This is a genomic window from Aeromicrobium camelliae, assembly GCF_003850045.1.
GTDB lineage: Bacteria > Actinomycetota > Actinomycetes > Propionibacteriales > Nocardioidaceae > Aeromicrobium > Aeromicrobium camelliae.
Window position 1 is genome coordinate 103163 of the sequence record NZ_RQJX01000002.1, and the last position, 19428, is coordinate 122590.

The 19428-nt window shown below is 69.4% G+C and carries 20 protein-coding genes; 13 read left to right on the top strand and 7 right to left on the bottom strand.

The genetic code is table 11. The features are described 5' to 3' along the window. Window positions 1-49 precede the first annotated feature (49 nt). The 5 genes from folP to EHW97_RS02170 are packed head-to-tail and all read left to right on the top strand — an operon-like array spanning window position 50 to window position 2693. Window positions 50-847, top strand: a complete 798-nt coding sequence (gene folP / locus EHW97_RS02150) for a dihydropteroate synthase (protein ID WP_124235666.1) — start codon at window positions 50-52, stop codon at window positions 845-847. Continuing rightward, window positions 844-1272, top strand: a complete 429-nt coding sequence (locus tag EHW97_RS02155) for a nuclear transport factor 2 family protein (RefSeq protein ID WP_124235525.1) — start codon at window positions 844-846, stop codon at window positions 1270-1272. Before folP ends, EHW97_RS02155 begins: the two co-directional genes overlap by 4 nt. Beyond that, complete coding sequence (folB, locus tag EHW97_RS02160) at window positions 1272-1646, top strand: dihydroneopterin aldolase (protein ID WP_124235526.1); 375 nt, start codon at window positions 1272-1274, stop codon at window positions 1644-1646. The genes EHW97_RS02155 and folB overlap by 1 nt, the downstream gene beginning before the upstream one ends. After that, a complete protein-coding gene (folK, locus tag EHW97_RS02165; RefSeq protein WP_124235527.1) occupies window positions 1643-2206 on the top strand; it encodes a 2-amino-4-hydroxy-6-hydroxymethyldihydropteridine diphosphokinase in 564 nt (187 codons plus the stop codon). The genes folB and folK overlap by 4 nt, the downstream gene beginning before the upstream one ends. Before the next feature lie 7 nt (window positions 2207-2213). Then, a complete protein-coding gene (locus EHW97_RS02170) occupies window positions 2214-2693 on the top strand; it encodes a DUF3180 domain-containing protein (RefSeq protein WP_124235528.1) in 480 nt (159 codons plus the stop codon). A 124-nt stretch (window positions 2694-2817) separates the two neighbouring features. On the opposite strand, the gene EHW97_RS02175 is transcribed toward EHW97_RS02170, so the two are convergent. Then, entirely contained in the window at window positions 2818-4461 is a 1644-nt protein-coding gene (locus tag EHW97_RS02175) for a DUF885 domain-containing protein (RefSeq protein WP_124235529.1), read from the bottom strand. 48 nt (window positions 4462-4509) lie between these two features. Here EHW97_RS02175 and EHW97_RS02180 point away from each other — a divergent pair, with 48 nt between their 5' ends. Further along, complete coding sequence (locus EHW97_RS02180) at window positions 4510-4857, top strand: sterol carrier family protein (RefSeq protein ID WP_166367352.1); 348 nt, start codon at window positions 4510-4512, stop codon at window positions 4855-4857. A 20-nt stretch (window positions 4858-4877) separates the two neighbouring features. Here EHW97_RS02180 and EHW97_RS02185 read toward each other — a convergent pair whose 3' ends face one another. Next, window positions 4878-5540 (bottom strand): TetR/AcrR family transcriptional regulator, encoded by a 663-nt coding sequence (locus tag EHW97_RS02185; protein ID WP_124235530.1) that lies wholly within the window; start codon window positions 5538-5540, stop codon window positions 4878-4880. Between the two features lie 52 nt (window positions 5541-5592). Here EHW97_RS02185 and EHW97_RS02190 point away from each other — a divergent pair, with 52 nt between their 5' ends. From EHW97_RS02190 to EHW97_RS02200, 3 genes are all read left to right on the top strand, one after another. After that, complete coding sequence (locus tag EHW97_RS02190; protein WP_166367353.1) at window positions 5593-7107, top strand: MFS transporter; 1515 nt, start codon at window positions 5593-5595, stop codon at window positions 7105-7107. Between the two features lie 24 nt (window positions 7108-7131). Beyond that, the gene (locus EHW97_RS02195; protein ID WP_124235532.1) at window positions 7132-7842 is read left to right on the top strand and encodes a lytic murein transglycosylase; all 711 of its coding nucleotides are present in this window, start codon (window positions 7132-7134) and stop codon (window positions 7840-7842) included. Window positions 7843-7910: 68 nt separating this feature from the next. After that, entirely contained in the window at window positions 7911-9023 is a 1113-nt protein-coding gene (locus tag EHW97_RS02200; protein WP_124235533.1) for a glycosyltransferase, read from the top strand. Here the strand turns inward: EHW97_RS02200 and mptB are convergent. From mptB to EHW97_RS02215, 3 genes are all read right to left on the bottom strand, one after another. Continuing rightward, a complete protein-coding gene (gene mptB, locus EHW97_RS02205) occupies window positions 8984-10453 on the bottom strand; it encodes a polyprenol phosphomannose-dependent alpha 1,6 mannosyltransferase MptB (protein ID WP_124235534.1) in 1470 nt (489 codons plus the stop codon). The two genes, EHW97_RS02200 and mptB, sit on opposite strands and share 40 nt — an antisense overlap. 74 nt (window positions 10454-10527) lie before the next feature. Further along, window positions 10528-12096, bottom strand: a complete 1569-nt coding sequence (locus tag EHW97_RS02210) for a long-chain-fatty-acid--CoA ligase (RefSeq protein ID WP_124235535.1) — start codon at window positions 12094-12096, stop codon at window positions 10528-10530. 68 nt (window positions 12097-12164) lie between these two features. Beyond that, window positions 12165-12620 carry an SRPBCC family protein gene (locus EHW97_RS02215; protein ID WP_124235536.1) on the bottom strand — a complete coding sequence of 152 codons (456 nt, stop codon included), beginning with the start codon at window positions 12618-12620 and terminating at the stop codon, window positions 12165-12167. A gap of 116 nt (window positions 12621-12736) precedes the next feature. On the opposite strand from EHW97_RS02215, the gene purF reads away from it, so the two are divergent. From purF to EHW97_RS02230, 3 genes are all read left to right on the top strand, one after another. Further along, window positions 12737-14227: an amidophosphoribosyltransferase gene (purF, locus tag EHW97_RS02220; RefSeq protein ID WP_124235537.1), complete on the top strand. Its 1491-nt coding sequence runs from the start codon at window positions 12737-12739 to the stop codon at window positions 14225-14227. Then, entirely contained in the window at window positions 14224-15267 is a 1044-nt protein-coding gene (gene purM, locus EHW97_RS02225; RefSeq protein WP_124235538.1) for a phosphoribosylformylglycinamidine cyclo-ligase, read from the top strand. Before purF ends, purM begins: the two co-directional genes overlap by 4 nt. 111 nt (window positions 15268-15378) lie before the next feature. After that, the gene (locus EHW97_RS02230) at window positions 15379-15555 is read left to right on the top strand and encodes a DUF3073 domain-containing protein (protein WP_121795247.1); all 177 of its coding nucleotides are present in this window, start codon (window positions 15379-15381) and stop codon (window positions 15553-15555) included. Window positions 15556-15577: 22 nt separating this feature from the next. Here the strand turns inward: EHW97_RS02230 and EHW97_RS02235 are convergent, their stop codons facing one another. Continuing rightward, on the bottom strand, window positions 15578-16645 hold the full coding sequence (locus EHW97_RS02235; RefSeq protein WP_124235539.1) for a Glu/Leu/Phe/Val dehydrogenase dimerization domain-containing protein: 1068 nt from the start codon (window positions 16643-16645) through the stop codon (window positions 15578-15580). 150 nt (window positions 16646-16795) lie between these two features. Between EHW97_RS02235 and EHW97_RS02240 the strand changes: the two genes are divergently transcribed. Further along, window positions 16796-17341, top strand: coding sequence for a Rho termination factor N-terminal domain-containing protein (locus tag EHW97_RS02240; RefSeq protein WP_124235540.1), 546 nt, complete (start codon window positions 16796-16798; stop codon window positions 17339-17341). Window positions 17342-17350: 9 nt separating this feature from the next. Here the strand turns inward: EHW97_RS02240 and EHW97_RS02245 are convergent, their stop codons facing one another. Beyond that, window positions 17351-19411: an MMPL family transporter gene (locus EHW97_RS02245; RefSeq protein ID WP_166367354.1), complete on the bottom strand. Its 2061-nt coding sequence runs from the start codon at window positions 19409-19411 to the stop codon at window positions 17351-17353. Between the last annotated feature and the right edge of the window lie 17 nt (window positions 19412-19428).

The window sequence follows — 19428 nt, forward strand, 5'->3', positions numbered from 1 at the left end:
CGTGACCCCTCAGCTGCCGACCCTGCCCGCGTGGGGCCGTTGCGCCGTGATGGGCGTCGTCAACGTCACCCCGGACTCGTTCTCCGACGGCGGCCGGTGGTTCGACACCGACACCGCCATCGCGCACGGGCTCGCGCTCGTGGCACGGGGGGCCGACCTCGTCGACGTCGGCGGTGAGTCGACCCGGCCGGGCGCCGTCCGTGTCGATCCGGAGGAGGAGCAGCGGCGAGTGCTGCCGGTCATCACCGAACTGGCGCGTCGCGGGGTCGTGGTGTCCGTCGACACGATGAACGCCGAGACCGCGGAGCGCGCCCTGGACGCCGGCGCCCGCATCCTCAACGACGTGTCCGGAGGTCGAGCCGATCCGCGCATGACGGCGGTCGCGGCGGACGCCGGCGTGCCGTTCGTCGTCATGCACTGGCGCGCCCACTCCGCGCAGATGCAGCAGCACACCGAGTACGACGACGTCGTGGCCGACGTGCTGGACGAACTGCAGCAGCAGATCGACGACGCGGTCGCGGCGGGTATCGACCCGGCCAACATCATCACCGACCCCGGACTCGGCTTCTCCAAGACCGGGGCGCAGAACTGGGAACTTCTCGCCCAGCTCGACGCGTTCCATGCTCTCGGGTTCCCCGTCCTGGTCGCTGCGAGTCGCAAGCGGTTTCTCGGCGAGCTGCTCGCCGCCCACGGCTCCCTGCGACCCACGGACGAGCGCGAAGACGCGACGGCGGCGATCAGCACGCTCTCCGCGCTGGCCGACGCCTGGGCGGTCCGCGTGCACGAGCCGCGCCCCTCGGCTGACGCCGTGCGAGTCGTGGCCCGGATGCGGGAGGCGGGAGCGTGACCCGCGACGTGCTGGCGGCGCACCGCGCGTTCTACGACGCCATCGAGACCGGCGACCTCGACCTCATGGCTTCCTTGTGGGTCGACGACCCCGGCGTCACGTGCGTGCACCCGGCGGCTCCGCCGCTGCACGGGACCGAGACGGTGCTGCGTTCCTGGGCCGTGCTCATGGCGCAGATCGAGTACATCCAGTTCTTCCTCACCGACATCGAGATCACGACGTTCCCCGTGGGGGCGGACCAGCCTTCCAGCGCGCTCGTCGTGTGCACCGAGAACATCCTCTCCGACGGCGAGACGAGCGAGTCGTTCACCGGAGGTGCCGCCATCTGCTCGAGTCTGCTGGTCCGCGACGGTCGCCGCTGGCGTTTCTGGTCGCGGCACGCCTCACCCGTGGCGATCCCCGACCCCGGCGAGGAGGGTTCCTGATGACCGCCGAACCTCTCGACCGCATCCGGCTCGAAGGCCTCGAGGCGCACGGGCATCACGGGCTGTTCGATCACGAGCGCCGCGACGGGCAGCGCTTCGTCGTCGACGTCGAGCTGGCGTTGTCCCTGGAACGCGCGGCGCGTGAGGGTGACCTCGCGGCCACGGTCGACTACGGTGTGCTCGCCGAACGGATTCATGCAGTGATCACCGGGGACCCCGTGGATCTGATCGAGACACTCGCGCTCCGTATAGTGAACGTGTGTCTTGAGCATGAGGCCGTGCGCTGGACCAGCGTCACGGTGCACAAGCCCGAGGCCCCGATACGGGTGGCGTTCTCCGACGTCGCCGTCACGATAGAGCGGAGTAAAGAGTGACCGAATCGCCCACGCCGTACGTTCTCGACGCGGACACGATGACCGGTGGCATGCGCCCCATCCGGCAGGCTGTCCTGTCCATCGGATCGAACCTGGGTGATCGCGCCGGACGACTGCAGGGCGCCGTGTCGGCCCTGGAGGACACCCCCGAGGTCACCGTGGTCGCCATCTCCTCGGTCTACGAGACCGAGCCGGTCGGTGCGCCGGAGGACTCCGGCAAGTTCCTCAACGCCGTCGTCCTCATCGACACCACGCTCACCGTCCACACGCTGCTGGACCGCGCCATGGCCATCGAGGACGCCTTCGGGCGCGAGCGCGGCGAGCCGGGCGCTCCGCGCACCCTCGATGTCGACATCATCGTCGTGGGCGATCGCATCGCCGACGACGAGCAGCTGACGCTCCCGCACCCGCGCGCCCACGAGCGCGCCTTCGTGCTCGTCCCGTGGCTCGAGGTCGACCCCGAGGGCGAGATCCCCGGCAAGGGGTTCGTCGCCGACCTCATCGGCGACATCGACACCTCGGGCGTCGTGAAGCGCGAGGACGTCGAGATCATCTTGTGACGTCGCCATGAGGCGGGCCAAGCGCAGCTCGGCGCTCTACGTCACCGCGCTCCTCGCGGTCGGTCTCATCATCGGCCGGCTGCTCCCGCCGTTGGCGGTGCGGTTCGAGGGGCAGGCGCCGCGGCCCAGCTGGGCCGCGGCCGTCATTCTCGCCACCGGTGCCGTCATCGTCGGCGGCCTGGCGTGGAACACATGGCAGACGCTGCACCGTCGCAAGCTGACGATGCACGTCGATCGGGCGATCCAGCTGCTGGCCATCGCGAAGTCCTGCATCATGGTCGGCGCGGTCTTCGCCGGCGGCTACGGGGGCTTCGCGCTCGCCTACATCGACGTCGACAGCGTCCTGGGTCGCGAACGCCTCCTGCACAGCGGAGCGGCGGCGCTTGCGGCCGCCCTCCTGCTCGCTGCCGCACTGCTCCTGGAATGGGCCTGCCAGCTGCCCGGCGGCGACGACGAGGAGAAGGACGCCGCGGCCTCTCCGGCCTGACCCATCCCCGCTCCCGCCAACCAGGACTCCCGCGAGTGGTGCAGATTCGCGCTCGGCGGAGCGGATGCGTCGCGCAGTCGCACCACTCGCCGAGAAATCTGCACCACTCGCGCGAGGAGGACCTTCAGCCGAGCAGCGACTCGCGGAGCGTGCCGAGTCCGACGCTGCCGACGGCGAGCGCGTCGGCGTGAAACCGCTTGAGGTCGTTGCCGTTCCGCTCGACCCAGTCGTCACGCAACCGTTCCCACTCGCGCTGACCGACCTTGTACGACGGCGCCTGGCCCGGCCAGCCCAGGTAGCGGTTCGCCTCGAACTGGACGAAGCCCTCGTTCATGTTGACGTGCTGAGCCAGGAAACCGAACGCATCATCGCCGGTCCACGGGCCCGAGCCGTCGGGCTTCGGCAGCCCGAGGTGCACGCCGATGTCGAGGACGACTCGCGCGGCGCGCATGCGCTGTCCGTCGAGCATCCCGAGCCGGTCCGCGGGCGTTGCGAGATACCCGAGTTCGTCCATGAGTCGCTCGGCGTACAGCGCCCAGCCCTCCCCGTGCCCGGAGTTCCAATTGAATCGGCGCCACGCGTTGAGCTGGTTGTACTCGGCCACCGCGAGACCCAGCTGGAGGTGATGACCCGGAACGCCCTCGTGATAGACGGTCGTCAGTTCGCGCCAGGTGTCGAACCGTGTGACCCCGGCCGGCACGCTCCACCACATGCGGCCCGGCCGCGAGAAGTCCTCGGTGGGCGGGGTGTAGTAGATGCCGCCCTCGTCCGTCGGCGCGATCATGCACTCGAGGCGGCGTAGCGGTTCGGGGATGTCGAAGTGCGTCGAACCGAGCTCGGCGATCGCCTGGTCGCTCACGCGCTGCATCCATGCTTGGAGCGCGTCGGTGCCCTCCAACTGCATCGACGGGTCGGTCTCGAGGTGCGCGATGGCCTCGCCGACGGTGGCACCGGGGAGGATCTCGTCGGCGATCGCCTCCTGTTCGGCGACCATCCGCGCCAGTTCCTCCAGGCCCCAGGCGTACGTCTCCTCGAGGTCGATCTCCATGCCGACGAAGCCGCGCGAGGCAAGCGCGTACAGCTCCCGACCGACGCCGTCGTGCACGGTGGCGACCGGAGCGAGATCGCGCTCGAGGAAGTCGGCCAGCCGGATGTACGCCGCACTGGCGTCGGCGGCGGCGGAGGCGAGCTCGGTCCGGCGGTTCTCCGGACCGCGTCGAGCGAGCGCGATGAAGAAGTTGTCCGGGAGGGTCTGCTTGCGGGCTTGGGCGAGGACCTCGGCGACCTGACGCACCGCGGGCGTGTTGCCGGCCGCGATGCCGGCTTCGAGCGAGGCGATGTAGCCGTCGACCGCGGTGGGAAGCTGGCGCATCCGCATCGCCACGTGCTCCCAGTCGTCGTCGCTGTCGGTGGCCATCAGGTCGAAGATGTCGCGGAGGTTCTGCGTGGGCGAGGCGATGACGTTGAGGTCGCGCTGCCAGAACCCCGCCTCGTACTGCTCGATCGCCAACTCGAGGGTGCGGACCAGCTCGGCCTGCGTGACCCGGTCGATCTCGTCGGTCACCTCGGTCCGCCGGGCAGCGGCGAGCGTCGACCGGGCGGCGTCGGCCGCGGCGGCATGGCCGTCGGGGGAGAGGTCGGCGCACTGGCCCTCACGCCCCGGTCGGCCGAGTTCGACGTGCAGCTCGGGGTTGAGTTCCAGCAGGGCGTCCAACCACTGCTCGGCAAGGCGGTCCATGGGGGTCGCGGTGCGCGTGGCGTCGGTCATGTCCCGACCCTATGACGCCGCTGCGGCGCTCGTCTCTACGCTGGCTCCGTGGCCCGTCGTCTCACGCCTCTGCCCGCTGCCGAGTTCGCCGACCTGTGCGAGCGTCTGGATGCGGGCACCGCCGACCGATCCGACCTCAAGGCCGCCGTCAAGCACCTGCTCGCGCTTCTCGTCCAACGAGCGCCGGGCACGAGCGTCGAGGTCCGCGTCCCGCCGTTCGCGGCCGTTCAGTGCATCGAAGGTGCGCGCCACACACGCGGTACTCCACCGGCCGTCGTCGAGATGGACGCCGCGACGTGGATCGCGCTCGCTCGCGGACGCATCGCGTGGGCCGACGCCCAGGTGCGCGCGAGCGGCGAACGATCAGACCTCAGCCCCTACCTCCCGCTGACGTGATCGGCTAGGGACGGCCGTCATCACGTGCTCGCTTGCAGCGGCAGGTGCCGGTCGTGCGTGGCGGGTGCGTCGTCGATCTGTCGGCTATGCGCCACGAGCGCCTCGTAGTCCACGGCGATCCCGCGGAGGAGAGTGACCACGGCACGCTCGATGTCGTCGCTTCCCAGCGGAACTTCTCCGAATATCGCGCGGTAATGAGGAATCGCCCCGAGCATATCGACGGTCAGATCGAGGTCGAGGTCGTCGCGCAGGTCCCCGCGCTCGACGGCGTTCACGAGGGTATGCCGCACCGCGTCGCGGGCTGGATCGAAGAGTCCTTCGATGAAGGCCCTCCGAAGGTCGTCATCGCCCGCGCAATCGGCGAGGAGCGGTCCCAAGACCGTGACGTATCGATTCCCGAAGGCGTGAGCGAAGAGCCCGATCGACTCGTGAAGGTCGCACAAGGTGCAGGCCGTATCAGGGGCGCGAATGGTGCGGAGTTCGCGATGGAGTGCTGCGATGACGAGTCGTTCGCGGGACGGCCAGCGGCGGTACAGCGCGGGTTTCGTCGCGCCAGCGCGCGCGGCGACCGCCGAGATGGTCAACCGCTGATACCCCACCTCGTCGAGGAGTTCGACCGTTGCACCGAGTACCGCCCGATCGATGGCTTCGTCGCGAGGACGACCGGGGCTGGACGTGGCCATGCGGACAGATTAGCATTCCGTTACGAGACGTAACGGAATGAAAGGGATGACCATGTCACGACCGCACGCCGGATCTCCGGCGAGAGCCGACCGCCGCTGGTTCGGCCTCGCCGTGTTGGCGCTACCCACGCTGCTGGTCTCCATGGACTTGTCGGTGCTCGTGCTCGCGCTACCGACCCTCAGCAGAGACCTCGGTGCGACGGGGGTGGAAGCGCTCTGGATCACCGACATCTATGGATTCGTGATCGCCGGGCTCCTCATCGTGATGGGGGTGGTGGGGGACCGGATCGGCCGGCGTCGGCTGCTCGTCGTCGGGGCCCTCGGATTCGGCGTCACGAGCCTGCTTGCGGCCGTGTCGACGAGCGCGGACATGCTGATTCTCGCCCGCGCTCTTCAAGGCGTCGCCGGCGCGACCCTCATGCCGTCGACCCTGGCGCTCATTCGCACACTCTTCACCGGACGCGAGCGGACCTTCGCCATCTCGATCTGGGCGACCTGCTTCTCGGTCGGCGCGGTGCTCGGTCCGCTTGTCGCTGGTGTGTTGTTGGCTCGGTTCGACTGGGGGTCGGTCTTCCTCATCAATCTTCCCTTGATGGCGTTGCTGGTCATCGCCGCGCCCCTGCTGCTTCCCGAGTCGAAGGAGGAGGTGGTGCCGCCGCTGGACGTGCTCGGGGCGGGGCTGCTCGTCTGCACGATGCTGGCCGGGGTCTACAGCGTGAAACACGGGGCGAGGGAGGGCCTGACGAGCGCGGTAGTCGCTGCGATGCTCATCGCCGTCGTCTCGGCCGGAGCGTTCGTCCGGAGGCAGAACGCGGCGACGCACCCGCTTCTCAACCTGTCGCTCTTTCGCGTTCCGGCGTTCTCGGTCTCGCTGATGACCAACGTCACCCTCGGTCTGTGCATGGCTGGCATCTACCTGCTCACCGCGCAGTTCCTGCAGCTCGTGGTGGGGCTCTCCGCGCTGCAGACGGCTCTGTTGATGTTGCCGCAAACCGCGTTGCTCATCATGGCGTCGCTGATCACGGGTCGTCTCACTCGGCGCTTCCCGGTCACGTCGATCATCGGTGGCGGTCTCGTGCTGGCTGCGGCGGGACTGATGATCGTGGCGCAAGCAGAACCGTCAAGTGGCGTCGTTCCCATTGTTCTCGGCACGTCCGTCATGGCCTTGGGATTCGCGCCCGTGGGCGTCCTCGGTCCTGATCTGATCCTCTCCACCGCCCCGGCGGAAAGCGCCGGAGCCGCGGCGGCACTCTCTGAGACCGGCAACGAACTCGGTAATGCCGGGGGAATCGCGGTGCTCGGAAGCGCGAGCATGGCGGTCTACCAGTGGCGCTTGGGCGATGCGCCATCGGATGGAGGCGCCGCCGCGAACGCTGTTGTGTCCAGTCGTTCCTTGGAAGAGGGGCTTCGGCTCGCTGACGGTCGTTCCGAGGCGACGAGCGTCGTCGTCGACTCCTACGCGTCCGCGATGAGCTTCGTTGCGACAGGTGCTGCCATCGCGGTCCTGGCTCTCGCGGCTGCGGCCTTCATCCTTCTCCGCGGAGTGGAAGGTTCGACGCAGGGCTAGGGCCCGGCGGCTAACGTCACCCGCATGGCTCCCGTTCGCTCCGGTGCCGTCGCGGTGCTCCTGACCGTCGTTCTCGCAGGCTGCGGGTCGGCCGAGCCGGAGTTCACCGGCCCGGCCGCCGAGCCCGTCGAGGCGCCGGCCGGCGTGGAGAGGGGTGAGGCGGTCTCCTCGCTCGCCGACCCCGGCTGGGTCGCCCGGACGTCGACTGCCACGGGCATCCCCGCGCGGGTTCTCGCCGCCTACGCGGGCGCCGACCTTCGGGTCCGGGACGAGGACGGGTGTGTGGTCGGCTGGAACACTCTCGCCGGTATCGGGCAGATCGAGAGTCAGCACGGCACGATCTTCGGGGGGAGCATCGGCGAGGACGGCCGCTCCACAGACGAGATCCGGGGGATTCCGTTGGACGGCACCCGCGGCACGCGGGAGATCCCCGACACCGACGGCGGCGAACTCGACGGCGACGACGTGTGGGACCGGGCGGTCGGGCCCCTGCAGTTCATCCCTCAGACGTGGGAGGAGTGGGGCGCGGACGGGAGCGGGGACGGCGACGCCGACCCGCACCACATCGACGACGCAGCGCTCGCTGCCGCCCGCTATCTGTGCAGCGTCCCCGACGACGGACTCGACGACGATCAAGGGTGGATCGCCGCCGTCCGGACCTACAACAACTCGGCGCAATATCAGCGCGACGTGGCATCGTCGGCCGAGGAGTACGCGCGACTCGCGGGCGAGTGAACGGAGTGGACGCACGGCGTCCACCGGGTGCTCGACTCCTCGTCACCCGACCGCGCCATGGTCGCACCGTGCGCATCGCTCAACTGGCCAGCTTCATCGGTCCGCTGTCGGGCGGGATGAAGACCGCTGTCGCCGCCATCGGCCGAGGCTACGTCGAGTCGGGAGTCGAGCGGCTGCTCGTCGTGCCCGGACCTCGCGACCGTCGCGTGGAGACGGAGGAGGGTGACGTCGTGCAGTTGCGAGCTCCCCGGGTGGGTGGTGGCTACCGTCTGCTCGCGGAGCCCTGGCGGGTCGCCGACCTGCTCGACGACTTCGCCCCGACGAGCGTCGAGGTCAACGACAAGTCGACCCTGGTGCCGGCAGGGTGGTGGGCGCGTCGGCGCGGTGTGGGATCGGTGCTGTTCTCCCACGAACGGCTCGACCACATGGTGCCGATGCGCCTGGGAAGCGAGCCGGGAACTCGGATGCCGCTGCAGTGGTGGAACCGCACCATCACGCGCGGCTTCGACGCGGTCGTGGTGACGTCGCGCTTCGCGCAGGCGGAGTTCCGATCCGTCCCGGCCGCCGAGGCGCTCTTGCACCGGGTGCCGCTCGGCGTCGATCTCGAGTTGTTCTCGCCGCCGCCGCGGCGGCAGCCGTCCGACGTCCTGCGACTCGTCCATGCCGGTCGGCTGTCCCGGGAGAAGTCGCCGGCCTTGGCGGTGGCCACCGCGGTCGAACTTCACCGACGGGGAGTCCCCGTACGGCTCGACGTGTACGGCGAAGGCCCACAGCGCGACGAACTGGTGCAGGCTGCTGGGGACGCCCCCGTCGTGTTCCACGGCCACGTGGCGGACCGGCGCGTGCTGGCCGCCCACCTCGGTGCCGCGGACATCGCGTTATCGGTGTGCCCGGGCGAGACCTTCGGGCTTGCCGTGCTCGAAGCACTCGCGTGCGGGACCCCGGTCGTCACCGCTGACCGCGGTGGCGCCCGCGAGCTGGTGTGCGCGCGTTCAGGTCGGTGGGGCGCCCCCGAGCCGGCGGCGCTGGCCGACGCCGTCCTCGCGCTCACCGCGCGCCCCGTCGACGAGACGCGCCGGGCCGCGCGGCAGCGCGCTGAACGGTTCCCCTGGGCGGCCACGGTCGGGCGCATGCTCGAGGTTCACGCGGCGGTGTCGCGGCGGATCGACGTCCCCGCCTGACGCTCGCCCGGCGTCACGATCTGATCGAGACGCCGTCGGGCCCGCGGGGTCAGCAGGGCGAGGGCCAGCATTCCCGCCGCGGTCATGCAACCCATGATGATCGCGACGTAGGCGCCGTGCAGCGAGGAATCGAGGGGCGCGGCGAGACCACCCACCACGCCGACGCCGTACACGGCGATCGTCGCGACGCGATGCAGCCGCAGAGCGGTGGCGAACGGCACGATCCACAGCAGATACCAGAGATGGACGACGGGGCTGAGGAGCACCATCACCCCCGTGACGGCGGCGGTCGCCGCGAGCGCCCGCTCGCGAGAGCCGCTGGGCCAGCGGAGAGCGACCCCGGCCGCGAAGCCGAGCGCGGCGAGCATGCCGAGCGTGCGGAACGCCTCGAGGAAGGTGGCGCCGGGAAACTCCAGGAGGCGGCCTGCCGTGGCGTCCAGCGCACCGCCGAGCACCGTGGGAACCGAGAGCGGCGTGTTCACCGTTCCGGGAACGGAGAGCGCGTCGATCCATCCGACCCCGAGTCCTCCCGCCACGCCGAGCGCGACGAGGGTCCCCACCGACACTGCGGCGACCCCGACGAGCCGGCGCACCCGGTCACCCCACGGCACCCCTGCTGCGAGGGTGACGAGCGCCACGCTGATGCATACCAGGCCACCGGGGAGCTTGACGGCAGCGGCCAGCCCGCCCAGCGCCGCGCCGTACCACCATCCCCGCTCGGCCGCCACGACCAGCGCCGCGGCCATGAGGCCGACCATCAGCAGGTCGTTGTGCAAGCCGCCGACCCCATTGGCCAGCATGAGCGGCGAGGCCAGGGCCGCCGCGCTGCCGAGTGCGGGGTTCGTGCCCGCCCACGCGGCGAACCGCGGCAGCGCCCAGGCGAGAAGCGCGAGCCCGAGGAGAGCGAGGAGGCGGTGCGCGATGACGAGCTGCCACGGGCCGGTGACCACGGCGGCGAACATCGCCCCGGCCATCAGCGGCAAGGGACCGTAGGGCGTCACGGTGGCCATCCACCGCGGGTCGACCGCCTCGAGGATCGGGCCGGACAAGACGTTCGGCCCGAACTGGTAGGGCGAGGCGCCGACGTAGGTCATGGTCGCCTGCGCCGCATACGACCAGCCGTCGCGGGAGAACAGGGGTGGAGCGAGCAGAAGCGGCAGGCTCCAGGCGGCGGCGGCTGCGCGGGCTGACCGGATGCCGGCGACATCACCGGGGCCGTCCGCGACCGATCGGCACAGCGACAACCAGGCAGTCGCGAGGAGACCGAGACCGCCGAGCACGACGACGAGCCCGGCCATCCTCCCCGGCATCTGGCTTCGGATGGCAGCCAGCGGCTCGAGGTCCAGCAGCGGCGTGGAACCGGGTAAGGGCGACACCACGAGGCCGCCGATCAGGATGAGGCACGAACCGACGAAACCACGGTGAAGCATCCGACGACGCTAGAACCTCACGGCGACATCACGGCGACGTGCGCGTGACGAGTGGTCGATCCGTCGACGACGATTCAGATCTGGCGGCTCCGGTCGGCCCAGAACGGCTTGCGGAGGTCGCGCTTGAGGATCTTGCCGGACGGGTTGCGTGGCAGCGCGTCCACGATGTCGACCGACTTCGGGGTCTTGTAGCCGGCGAGCCGCTCGCGGGCGAAGGCGATGATCTCCTCCTCCGTCACCGTGTGCTCGGGCACGAGCGCGACGATGGCCTTGACCGCCTCGCCCCACACGTCGTCCGGCACGCCGATGACGGCGACCTCGGCGATCGCGGGGTGCTCGGTCAGCACGCGCTCGACCTCGGGCGAGTACACGTTCTCACCGCCGGTGATGATCATGTCCTTCGCGCGGTCCTCGACGTAGACGAACCCGTGTTCGTCGACGCGTCCGATGTCGCCAGTGCGCAGCCAATCGCCCTCAGCGAACAACGCCGCCGTCGCCTCCGGCTTGCCCAGATAGCCGATCGTCGACTGCTCCGTGCGGAACCAGAGTTCGCCCGGCTCCCCGGGCGGCACGTCGCGGCCGGTGACGGTGTCGACGACGCGGACCTCGGCGTGCTCGACCGGCTTGCCCGCCGACAGCAGCCGTTCCGGATGCTCGGGATCGCGGTGGTCGGCGTCGTCGAGCATCGTGATGACCCCGCCGAACTCCGTCAGGCCGTACACCTGATGGAAGCGCGTGGTGGGCCAGTGCTCGATCGCACCGCGCAGGATCGGCAGCGGCATGGGAGCCGCGCCGTAGACGAAGTGCTTGAGTCCGCGGAACAGACCCATGACGTCCGGTCCCGCTTGCAGAAGGCCCGCCACCACGGCGGGGACGAGGAACACGTGCGTCACGCCGGCCTGCGCGGCGGCGAGTAGCGCGCCCGGTTCGACCTCGCGGATGACGTAGCCGGTGGTGCCGGTGGCGATGCCGAACAAGGAGTACGACGAACCGCCGACGTGGAACATCGGCATCGCGATGAGCATCATGTCCTCGGCGTGGTCGTACTCGATCTCGCCCATCGCGTTCCTCGTGTGCGCGAGGAGGTTGCGCTGGGTGAGCTGCACGCCCTTGGGGCGCCCGGTCGTGCCGGAGCTGTACATGACGACGACGGTGTCGTCGGCGCTCGCATCGGGTTGCTTGCCGGTGGGTTCGCCGTCATCGACCCACCGCTCGAATTCGTCGTCCGGGCCCCCGACGACGATGATCCGTTCGACGCCGGGCAGCTGGTCGCGGATGAGGGCCACGGACTCGGCGAGCTCGTGCCCGACGAAGACGATCCGCGCCCCGGAGTCGTTGATCGTGTAGTCGAGTTCGTCGCCGGCGAGCCGCCAGTTCACGATCGCGACGGACGACCCGACGAGCGCGCCGCCGAGGAGCACCTGGAGGATCGCGGGGTTGTTCTTGTCCACGAACGCCACCCGGTCGCCGTGCCGCACGCCGGAGGCGAGCAGTGCGCCGGCGGTCTTCTGCACATCACGCCAGGCTTCGCGCCACGTCCAGGTCCGGTCGCCGTAGATCCAGCATCGGTCGTCCGGTCGCTGGGCGGCGTGGTGCTCGAGAAAATCGGGCAGGACCGTGGCTGGCGGCAACGGGAACGACATGAAGGCCTCCGGATCAGTGTGATGTGGGTCACGACCCTACCCGCGGCGGCCTTCGCTGCGGAAGGGGATCATCCGGACTTCTCGACCAACTGGGCGAGTCGTTCGAGCGACTTCTGCATCGCCCGCCGGGTCCGTTCGGGCATCGGGCTATGGCGCAGGAGAACGCGCTGCTTGTCGGCGCCGATGTCCCAGATCTCCCGCACGTGGGTGCCACCTTCGACCGGAAGAAGCTCGTATCTCCAGACGCGCCCGCCGATCACGCCGCCGAACGCCGTCGTCCGCCAGGCGATCGTGTTCGCGGGATCGAACTCCACGACGTCGTTCACGGTGGAGTACGGCACGCCCCACTTCATCGACATGCCGAACCGCGACCCCAACTGAAGCGGATGCGACTCGCGTTTCGTCCCCTGCAGCGTTCCCGATCCGTCGAAGTCGCGATGGCGGGCCGCGTCGGAGAGCACGGCAAAGATCGTCTCCGGAGGTGCGGCGATGATGCGTTCGACGCTCACGATGTTCCCGTCCATGCCTCATCAGACCATGTCGCTCTCGCCTTGGCGATCCGGTCGCGCGAGGAGGCGGATTCCCGCCAGCGCTCCGCGCCCGGTGCGGCGGGGTGTGCGCGCCCCCTACACTGGTGGACGTGCCCCGCGGAGACGGTCGCTTGACCCACGACATCGATCCCCACGACGTCGGCCCCCAGGATGCCTGTGGTGTCTTCGGTGTCTGGGCCCCTGGCGAGGAAGTCGCCAAGCTCACCTACTTCGGCCTCTACGCGTTGCAGCACCGTGGCCAGGAGTCGGCCGGCATCGCGGTGAGCAACGGCCGCCAGATCCTCGTCTACAAGGACATGGGCCTCGTCTCGCAGGTCTTCGACGAGGCGACGCTGGAGTCGCTCGTCGGGGAGATCGCGATCGGTCACGCCCGGTACTCGACGACCGGCGCCAGTGTCTGGCACAACGCGCAGCCCACGTTCCGCCCCACATCGACCGGTTCGGTCGCGCTCGGCCACAACGGCAACCTCACCAACACGCATGAGCTCGTGGAACTGCTCGACGCGCGCCTGGAGGCGATCGGGGAGCGCTCCAAGGAGACCGCCACGAGCGACACCGCCGTCATGGCGAGCCTGCTCGCGTCCTACCCCGACCGCTCGGTGGAGGAGGCGGCGCTGGAGGTCCTCCCGCGCCTGCGTGGAGCGTTCTCGCTCGTCTTCATGGACGAGCACACGCTGTACGCGGCGCGCGACCCGCAGGGTATCCGTCCGCTGGTGCTCGGCCGCCTCGACAGCGGCTGGGTGATCGCGAGTGAGACGGCCGCCCTCGACATCGTCGGCGCGTCCTTCATCCGAGAGATCGAGCCGGGCGAATTCGTGGCGATCGACGAGAACGGCGTCCGCAGCGAGCGCTTCGCTCCCTCCGAGCCCAAAGGCTGCATCTTCGAGTACGTCTACCTCGCTCGTCCGGACACGACGATCGCGGACCAGCGCGTGTTCAGCGTCCGCTCGGACATCGGACGCAAGCTGGCGCAATCGGCCCCGGTCGACGCCGACCTCGTCATCCCCGTTCCCGAGTCCGGGACGCCGGCGGCGATCGGTTACGCCGAGGCGAGCGGCATCCCGTTCGGTCACGGCCTCGTCAAGAACTCGTATGTCGGCCGCACGTTCATCCAGCCGTCGCAGACGATCCGCCAGCTCGGCATCCGGCTCAAGCTGAATCCGTTGCGCGATGTCATCGCCGGCAAGCGCCTCGTCGTCGTCGACGACTCGATCGTCCGCGGCAACACGCAGCGCGCCCTCGTGCGGATGCTCCGGGAGTTCGGTGCCGCCGAGGTCCACGTGCGCATCTCGAGCCCGCCGGTCAAGTGGCCGTGCTTCTACGGCATCGACTTCGCCTCGCGCGCCGAGCTCATCGCCAACGGGGCATCCGTCGACGAGATCCGCCGGTCGATCGGTGCGGACTCGCTCGCCTACGTCGAGCTCGACGACCTCGTCGACGCCACGAACGTGCCGAAGGACAACCTCTGCCGGGCCTGCTTCGACGGCATCTACCCGGTCGCGCTGCCCGAGGACGACCTCATCGGCAAGCATCTGCTCGAGAACCCCGACACGACCCAGCTGAAGGTGCTTCCGTCATGACCTCCTACGCCGACGCCGGCGTCTCCGTCGCCGAGGGCGATCGCGCCGTCGAGCTCATGAAGCAGTGGGTGGCCAAGGCCACCCGGCCCGAGGTCGTGGGCGGCATCGGCGGGTTCGCCGGCTTGTTCGACGCGTCGGCGCTCAAGAGCTACGACCGCCCGCTCCTCGCATCGTCCGCCGACGGTGTGGGCACCAAGGTCGCCATCGCCCAGCGCATGGACAAGCACGACACGATCGGTTTCGACCTCGTGGGCATGCTCGTCGACGACCTCGTGGTGTGCGGAGCCGAGCCGTTGTTCCTCACCGACTACATCGCCTGCGGCAAGGTCGTGCCCGAGCGCATCGCCGACATCGTCAAGGGCATCGCGATGGCGTGCGCCGAGACCGGCACCGCGCTGGTCGGCGGCGAGACCGCCGAGCACCCGGGCCTCCTCGCTCCCGACGAGTACGACATCGCGGGTTCGACGACCGGCGTCGTCGAGGCGGACCGTCTCCTCGGCGCCGAGCGCGTCCGGCCCGGTGACGTGGTGGTCGCCATGGCGTCCTCGGGTCTGCACTCCAACGGCTACTCGCTCGTCCGCAAGGTGTTCTTCGACGTCGCCGGATGGGAACTCGATCGGGAGGTGCCGGAGTTCGGACGCACCCTCGGCGAGGAACTGCTCACTCCCACACGGCTCTACACCAAGCCGTGCCTGGCGCTGGCCGATGCGATCGAGGTCCACGCGATGAGCCACATCACTGGGGGAGGCCTCGCCGCCAACCTGGCCCGGGTCGTGCCGGAGTCGGTCTCGGTGCGGCTGGACCGCTCGACCTGGACCCCGCCGGCGGTCTTCTCGGTGGTCGGCGAACTCGGCGGTATCGCCCAGGCCGATCTCGACGAGGCCCTCAACATGGGGGTCGGGATGGTCGCGGTCGTTCCGCCCTCCGTCGCCGACGAGGCCGTCGCGCTCCTCGGCGGTTACGACATCGAGGCGTGGCACCTCGGCGAGGTCGGCGAGGCCGACGCCTTCGGCCCGGGAGGCACCGTCACTTTCGCCTGAGAATCGTGCCTTGTACGCGCCGGGTGAGCCCCGGTGCGACAATTCTTGTCGACATTGGCTAGGGTAGAGGCACGACTTATTGACTATTCCTGTGCGAGGGGGTCGAGCCTCATGGGCCGCGGCCGTGCGAAAGCCAAGCAGACGAAGGTTGCACGCGATCTCAAGTACCGTACCTTCGATCCGGACTTCGACGATCTGCAACGCGAACTCCACGGAGAATCGGGTGATCCGATTCCCGACCAGTACGCCGACCTAGCCAAGCAATACGAGGACCCGGCGGCGTCCTGACGCCGCCGAGCCCCTCCTCGCGTCACAGTCGGATCTGACTCAACCGGCCGACCTGCGCCATGCGCTCCTCGGCCAGGCGATCAGCTGCGACCGACGGTGGCACATGCTGGCTCGCGGCCTGCTCCAACACCGCAGCAGTGGTGTCGAAGATCCGGGTGGCACGTGACTTCGCGCGATCGAAGTCGAAGCCCTCGAGCTCATCGGCCACCTGGATGACTCCTCCGGCGTTGACGCAGTAGTCCGGCGCGTACACGATGTCGCGTTCGGCGAGCAGCTTCTCCACCCCCTCGTGGGCGAGCTGGTTGTTCGCCGCACCGCACACGATGCGCGCGGTCAGGACGGCCACGGTGTCGTCGTCGAGCGCACCGCCGAGTGCACACGGCGCGTAGATGTCGATGGGCTCGCGGATGAGCGCCTCGGTCGACGGCGCGACGCTGACGCCGGGATAGAGGTCGCGCAGCGCGGCAATGGCGTCGTCGTTGACGTCGGTGATGACGACGCGGGCGTCCTCCTCGACGAGGTGGCGCACCAGGTGCCGGCCGACCTTCCCGACTCCCGCGACGCCGATCGTGCGTCCTGCGAGATTGGTGTCGCCCCACACGTGCTGCGCGCTGGCCCGCATCCCCTGGTAGACGCCGTACGCGGTGAGCACCGAGGAATCACCGGCGCCTCCGTGCTCGAGCGTGCGGCCGGTCACGTAGCGGGCCTCGCGGGCGACGATGTCCATGTCGGCGCTGAAGGTGCCCACGTCGCAGGCGGTGTAGTAGCGGCCGTGCAGCGATTCGACGAAGCGGCCGTAGGCCCGCAACAAGGCTTCGGTCTTGATACGGCGCGGGTCGCCGATGATGACGGCCTTGCCGCCGCCGAGGTCGAGACCGGCGAGGGAGTTCTTGTACGCCATGCCCTGACTGAGGTTGAGGACGTCCGCGAGGGCGTCGGTCTCGCTCGCGTACGGATAGAACCGGGTGCCGCCGAGCGCCGGCCCGAGGGCGGTGGAGTAGATCGCGATGATCGCCTTGAGGCCGCTGGCCTCGTCGTGGCAGAAGACGACCTGTTCGTGGTGGGTGCCGAAGGCTGAGACGGTGGTCATGCTCGTTGTTCTCCTTGTCGTGCGCGGTCGCCGGGGTGGTGCGACCACGGGATGCCCGCGGGGTGGTGCGGGTCTACCAGTGATCCTAGTCACACTCGCTCGAGGAGTCGCGTCCGCCGGGGTGTCCTATCGTGGCGCACACGAAAGGACGTGATCGACGTGGCCGACAAGCGCATTCGTGATGAGGTCGAGAAGCTCCGCAAGCAGCTGCGCACTCAGCGCAAGGGTGTCGAGAAACGACTGTCCGATCTGGAGAAGACGGCGAAGAAGGCCGCCAAGTCCGCCGAGAAGGAGATCGCCGGTCTGCGAGCGCAGGTGGAACAGCTCGTCTCGCGGCAGAAGAGCACGCCGGAGCAGGACGCGACCCCGGCATCCGCTGAACCATCACCGCCCACACCGACCGAGCCGACCCCGTTGTCCTCCCCGGGCGAGAGCGAGGGTCAGCCCCTGCAGGGTGTGGCGGAGAACGAGCCCCTCGTGAGCGAGATGCCCGAGCCCGTGCCCGACTTGACTGCCGCACCGAAGGCCCCCAAGCCGTTCGGCGAGAAAGCCGGCGTCGCACCGATCGGCAAGACCGAGGGAGCGTTGGAGGAGATGACGGTGGCGCAGCTGCGAGCCAGGGCGAAAGGCGCCGGAATCTCGGGCTACTCCTCGATGAACAAGGGGAAGCTCATTGCCGCGCTGCGCGAGGCGTGACCCGCTTCCTCAGCGGCCGAGCGCGCTCGGCCACCAGAAGCGCTTACCGCACAGGCGCACCAGGGCCGGGGTGACGATGCTGCGCACCACCACGGTGTCGAGCAGCACGCCGACGCCGACGACCACGCCGAGCTGAGCCAGCAGCACGAGGGGCAGGACACCGAGCACCGCGAAGACGGCGGCGAGCAGGACTCCGGCGCTGGTGATCACGCCGCCGGTCACCGCCAGGGCGGTGACGATCGATTCCGTGGCATCACCGGTCGCTCGCATCTCTTCGCGTGCCCGTGCAGTGAGGAAGATGTTGTAGTCGACGCCGAGTGCCACCAGGAAGATGAAGGCGAGAAGTGGTGTGCTGACGTCCATCGCAGTCCAGCCGATGACGTGGTCGAACAGCAGCCACCCCACCCCCAACGCCGAGAGATAGGACAGCACGGTCGACGCCGCGAGCAGCACGGCAGCCACCACGGAACGCAGCAGAATCAGCAGCATGGCCAGGACGATCGCGAGCACGATCGGGATCACCAGCTGGCGGTCGTGAGCGGCGGTGTCGCGCTCGTCCACCGCCTCCGCATCGGTTCCGCCCACGAGCGCGTCCGGATCGGCCTCGTCCAGCGCGGAACGCAGATCACGGATCGTGGCGATGGCGGCGTCACTCTCCGGCTCCTCGCCGAGGACGACCGAGACCTCCGCGACCGAGTCCGAGGCTTCGGCCGGTGTGGCGCGGTCCACGCCGTCGACCTCGTTCGCGGCCTGGACGACGGCGTCGAGATGTTCGGGGGTGGTGGCGATCCGCGTGGGTGAGGAGGTCCCGGCCGGGAAGGCGTCGCTCAAGGTCTCTTGAGCCTGGATCGACTCGGGGGTGTCGAGGAACTGTTCGCTCTGTCCGAGTCCCGTCCGCAGACTCAATGTCCCGACGGCCATCGCGATCAGCACGGCGAGGCTGGTGATGAGGACCGGCCACGGGCGGCGCGTCACTGCGCGTCCGACGCCGTGCCACCACCCGCGATGGCTGGGGTCCTCGTCGCCGAAACGCGGCACGAACGGCCAGAACAGCCACCGTCCGGGCAGGGTCATCGCGGCGGGAAGCACCACGAGCGCGAAGAAGACGGCCACGACGATGCCGATCGCTCCGGCCATGCCGATCCGCGTCACGAACGGCGAGTCGGCGATGAGGAGGGCGAGCAGGCCGAGCACGACGGTTCCCGAACTCGACAGGATCGCCGGCGCGGCGGCGCCGACCGCGAAGCGCATGGCACTGTGACGCGACTCGTGGCGGCGCAGTTCCTCCCGATATCGAGCGATGAGCAGGAGGGCGTAGTTGGTGCCCGCGCCGAACACGAGCACCGATGTGATTCCGGTGATGGAGCCGTCGACGGGGAAGTCGGCCCAGGCGGAGAAGGTCTCGAGCACCTCGGCGGCGACGCGGTCGCCGATGCCGATGACGGCGAGCGGGACAATCCACAGCCAGGGGCTGCGGTAGGTGATGATGAGCAGGAGCGCGACGACCGAGGCGGTCACCAGCAGCAGGCGTGTATCGGCGCCGCTGAAGACCTCGCCGAGGTCGGCGAAGACGGCGGGGGCGCCGGTCACCTGGGCGCTGAGGCCGTCGGGCAGATCGGTGCTCGCCGCCTCGCGGATCGTGTCGACGATCTGCGAGTTCTCGTCACTTGTCAATCCCGATTCGACCGGCAGCGTCACCAGGGCCACGTCGCCGGTCTCTGCCGGGATGGGCGGGCTGGCCTGAACCTCCAGCTCCTGCGCGAGGTCGTGCGTGCGTTGGGCGATGGCGCCGAGGTCCTGCTCGCTCAGTCTTCCGTCCTCTCGGGAGAAGACGATGAACGCAGGAGCTTCGCCGGCGTCGGGGAGTGCAGCGAGTGCCTCGCTGGCGCGCGCGGCCTCGGCAGTGTCGGGGAGATTCGATCCTGCTTCCGAGCCCGTGGTCGGCTCCGGCGCGAACGCGAACACCAGCCCGCTCAGCGCGATGCCGACGAGAAGCACCACGAGGGACCGCCGGTGGCCGACCAGGCGGGCGAGCGGGAAGTTATTCGTTCGATGATCGAAATGTTCCACGAAGAAAAGACTAAGCT

Bases quoted from the DNA above. Each gene is read 5' to 3' on its own strand.
- EHW97_RS02195 (WP_124235532.1), top strand. From the start codon at position 7,132: ATGGCTCCCGTTCGCTCCGGTGCCGTCGCGGTGCTCCTGACCGTCGTT.
- EHW97_RS02235 (WP_124235539.1), bottom strand. From the start codon at position 16,645: ATGACCACCGTCTCAGCCTTCGGCACCCACCACGAACAGGTCGTCTTC.
- mptB (WP_124235534.1), bottom strand. From the start codon at position 10,453: ATGCTTCACCGTGGTTTCGTCGGTTCGTGCCTCATCCTGATCGGCGGC.
- EHW97_RS02170 (WP_124235528.1), top strand. From the start codon at position 2,214: ATGAGGCGGGCCAAGCGCAGCTCGGCGCTCTACGTCACCGCGCTCCTC.
- folB (WP_124235526.1), top strand. From the start codon at position 1,272: ATGACCGCCGAACCTCTCGACCGCATCCGGCTCGAAGGCCTCGAGGCG.
- EHW97_RS02210 (WP_124235535.1), bottom strand. From the start codon at position 12,096: ATGTCGTTCCCGTTGCCGCCAGCCACGGTCCTGCCCGATTTTCTCGAG.
- folP (WP_124235666.1), top strand. From the start codon at position 50: ATGGGCGTCGTCAACGTCACCCCGGACTCGTTCTCCGACGGCGGCCGG.
- EHW97_RS02190 (WP_166367353.1), top strand. From the start codon at position 5,593: ATGTCACGACCGCACGCCGGATCTCCGGCGAGAGCCGACCGCCGCTGG.
- EHW97_RS02230 (WP_121795247.1), top strand. From the start codon at position 15,379: ATGGGCCGCGGCCGTGCGAAAGCCAAGCAGACGAAGGTTGCACGCGAT.
- purM (WP_124235538.1), top strand. From the start codon at position 14,224: ATGACCTCCTACGCCGACGCCGGCGTCTCCGTCGCCGAGGGCGATCGC.
- EHW97_RS02175 (WP_124235529.1), bottom strand. From the start codon at position 4,461: ATGACCGACGCCACGCGCACCGCGACCCCCATGGACCGCCTTGCCGAG.
- EHW97_RS02185 (WP_124235530.1), bottom strand. From the start codon at position 5,540: ATGGCCACGTCCAGCCCCGGTCGTCCTCGCGACGAAGCCATCGATCGG.
- EHW97_RS02215 (WP_124235536.1), bottom strand. From the start codon at position 12,620: ATGGACGGGAACATCGTGAGCGTCGAACGCATCATCGCCGCACCTCCG.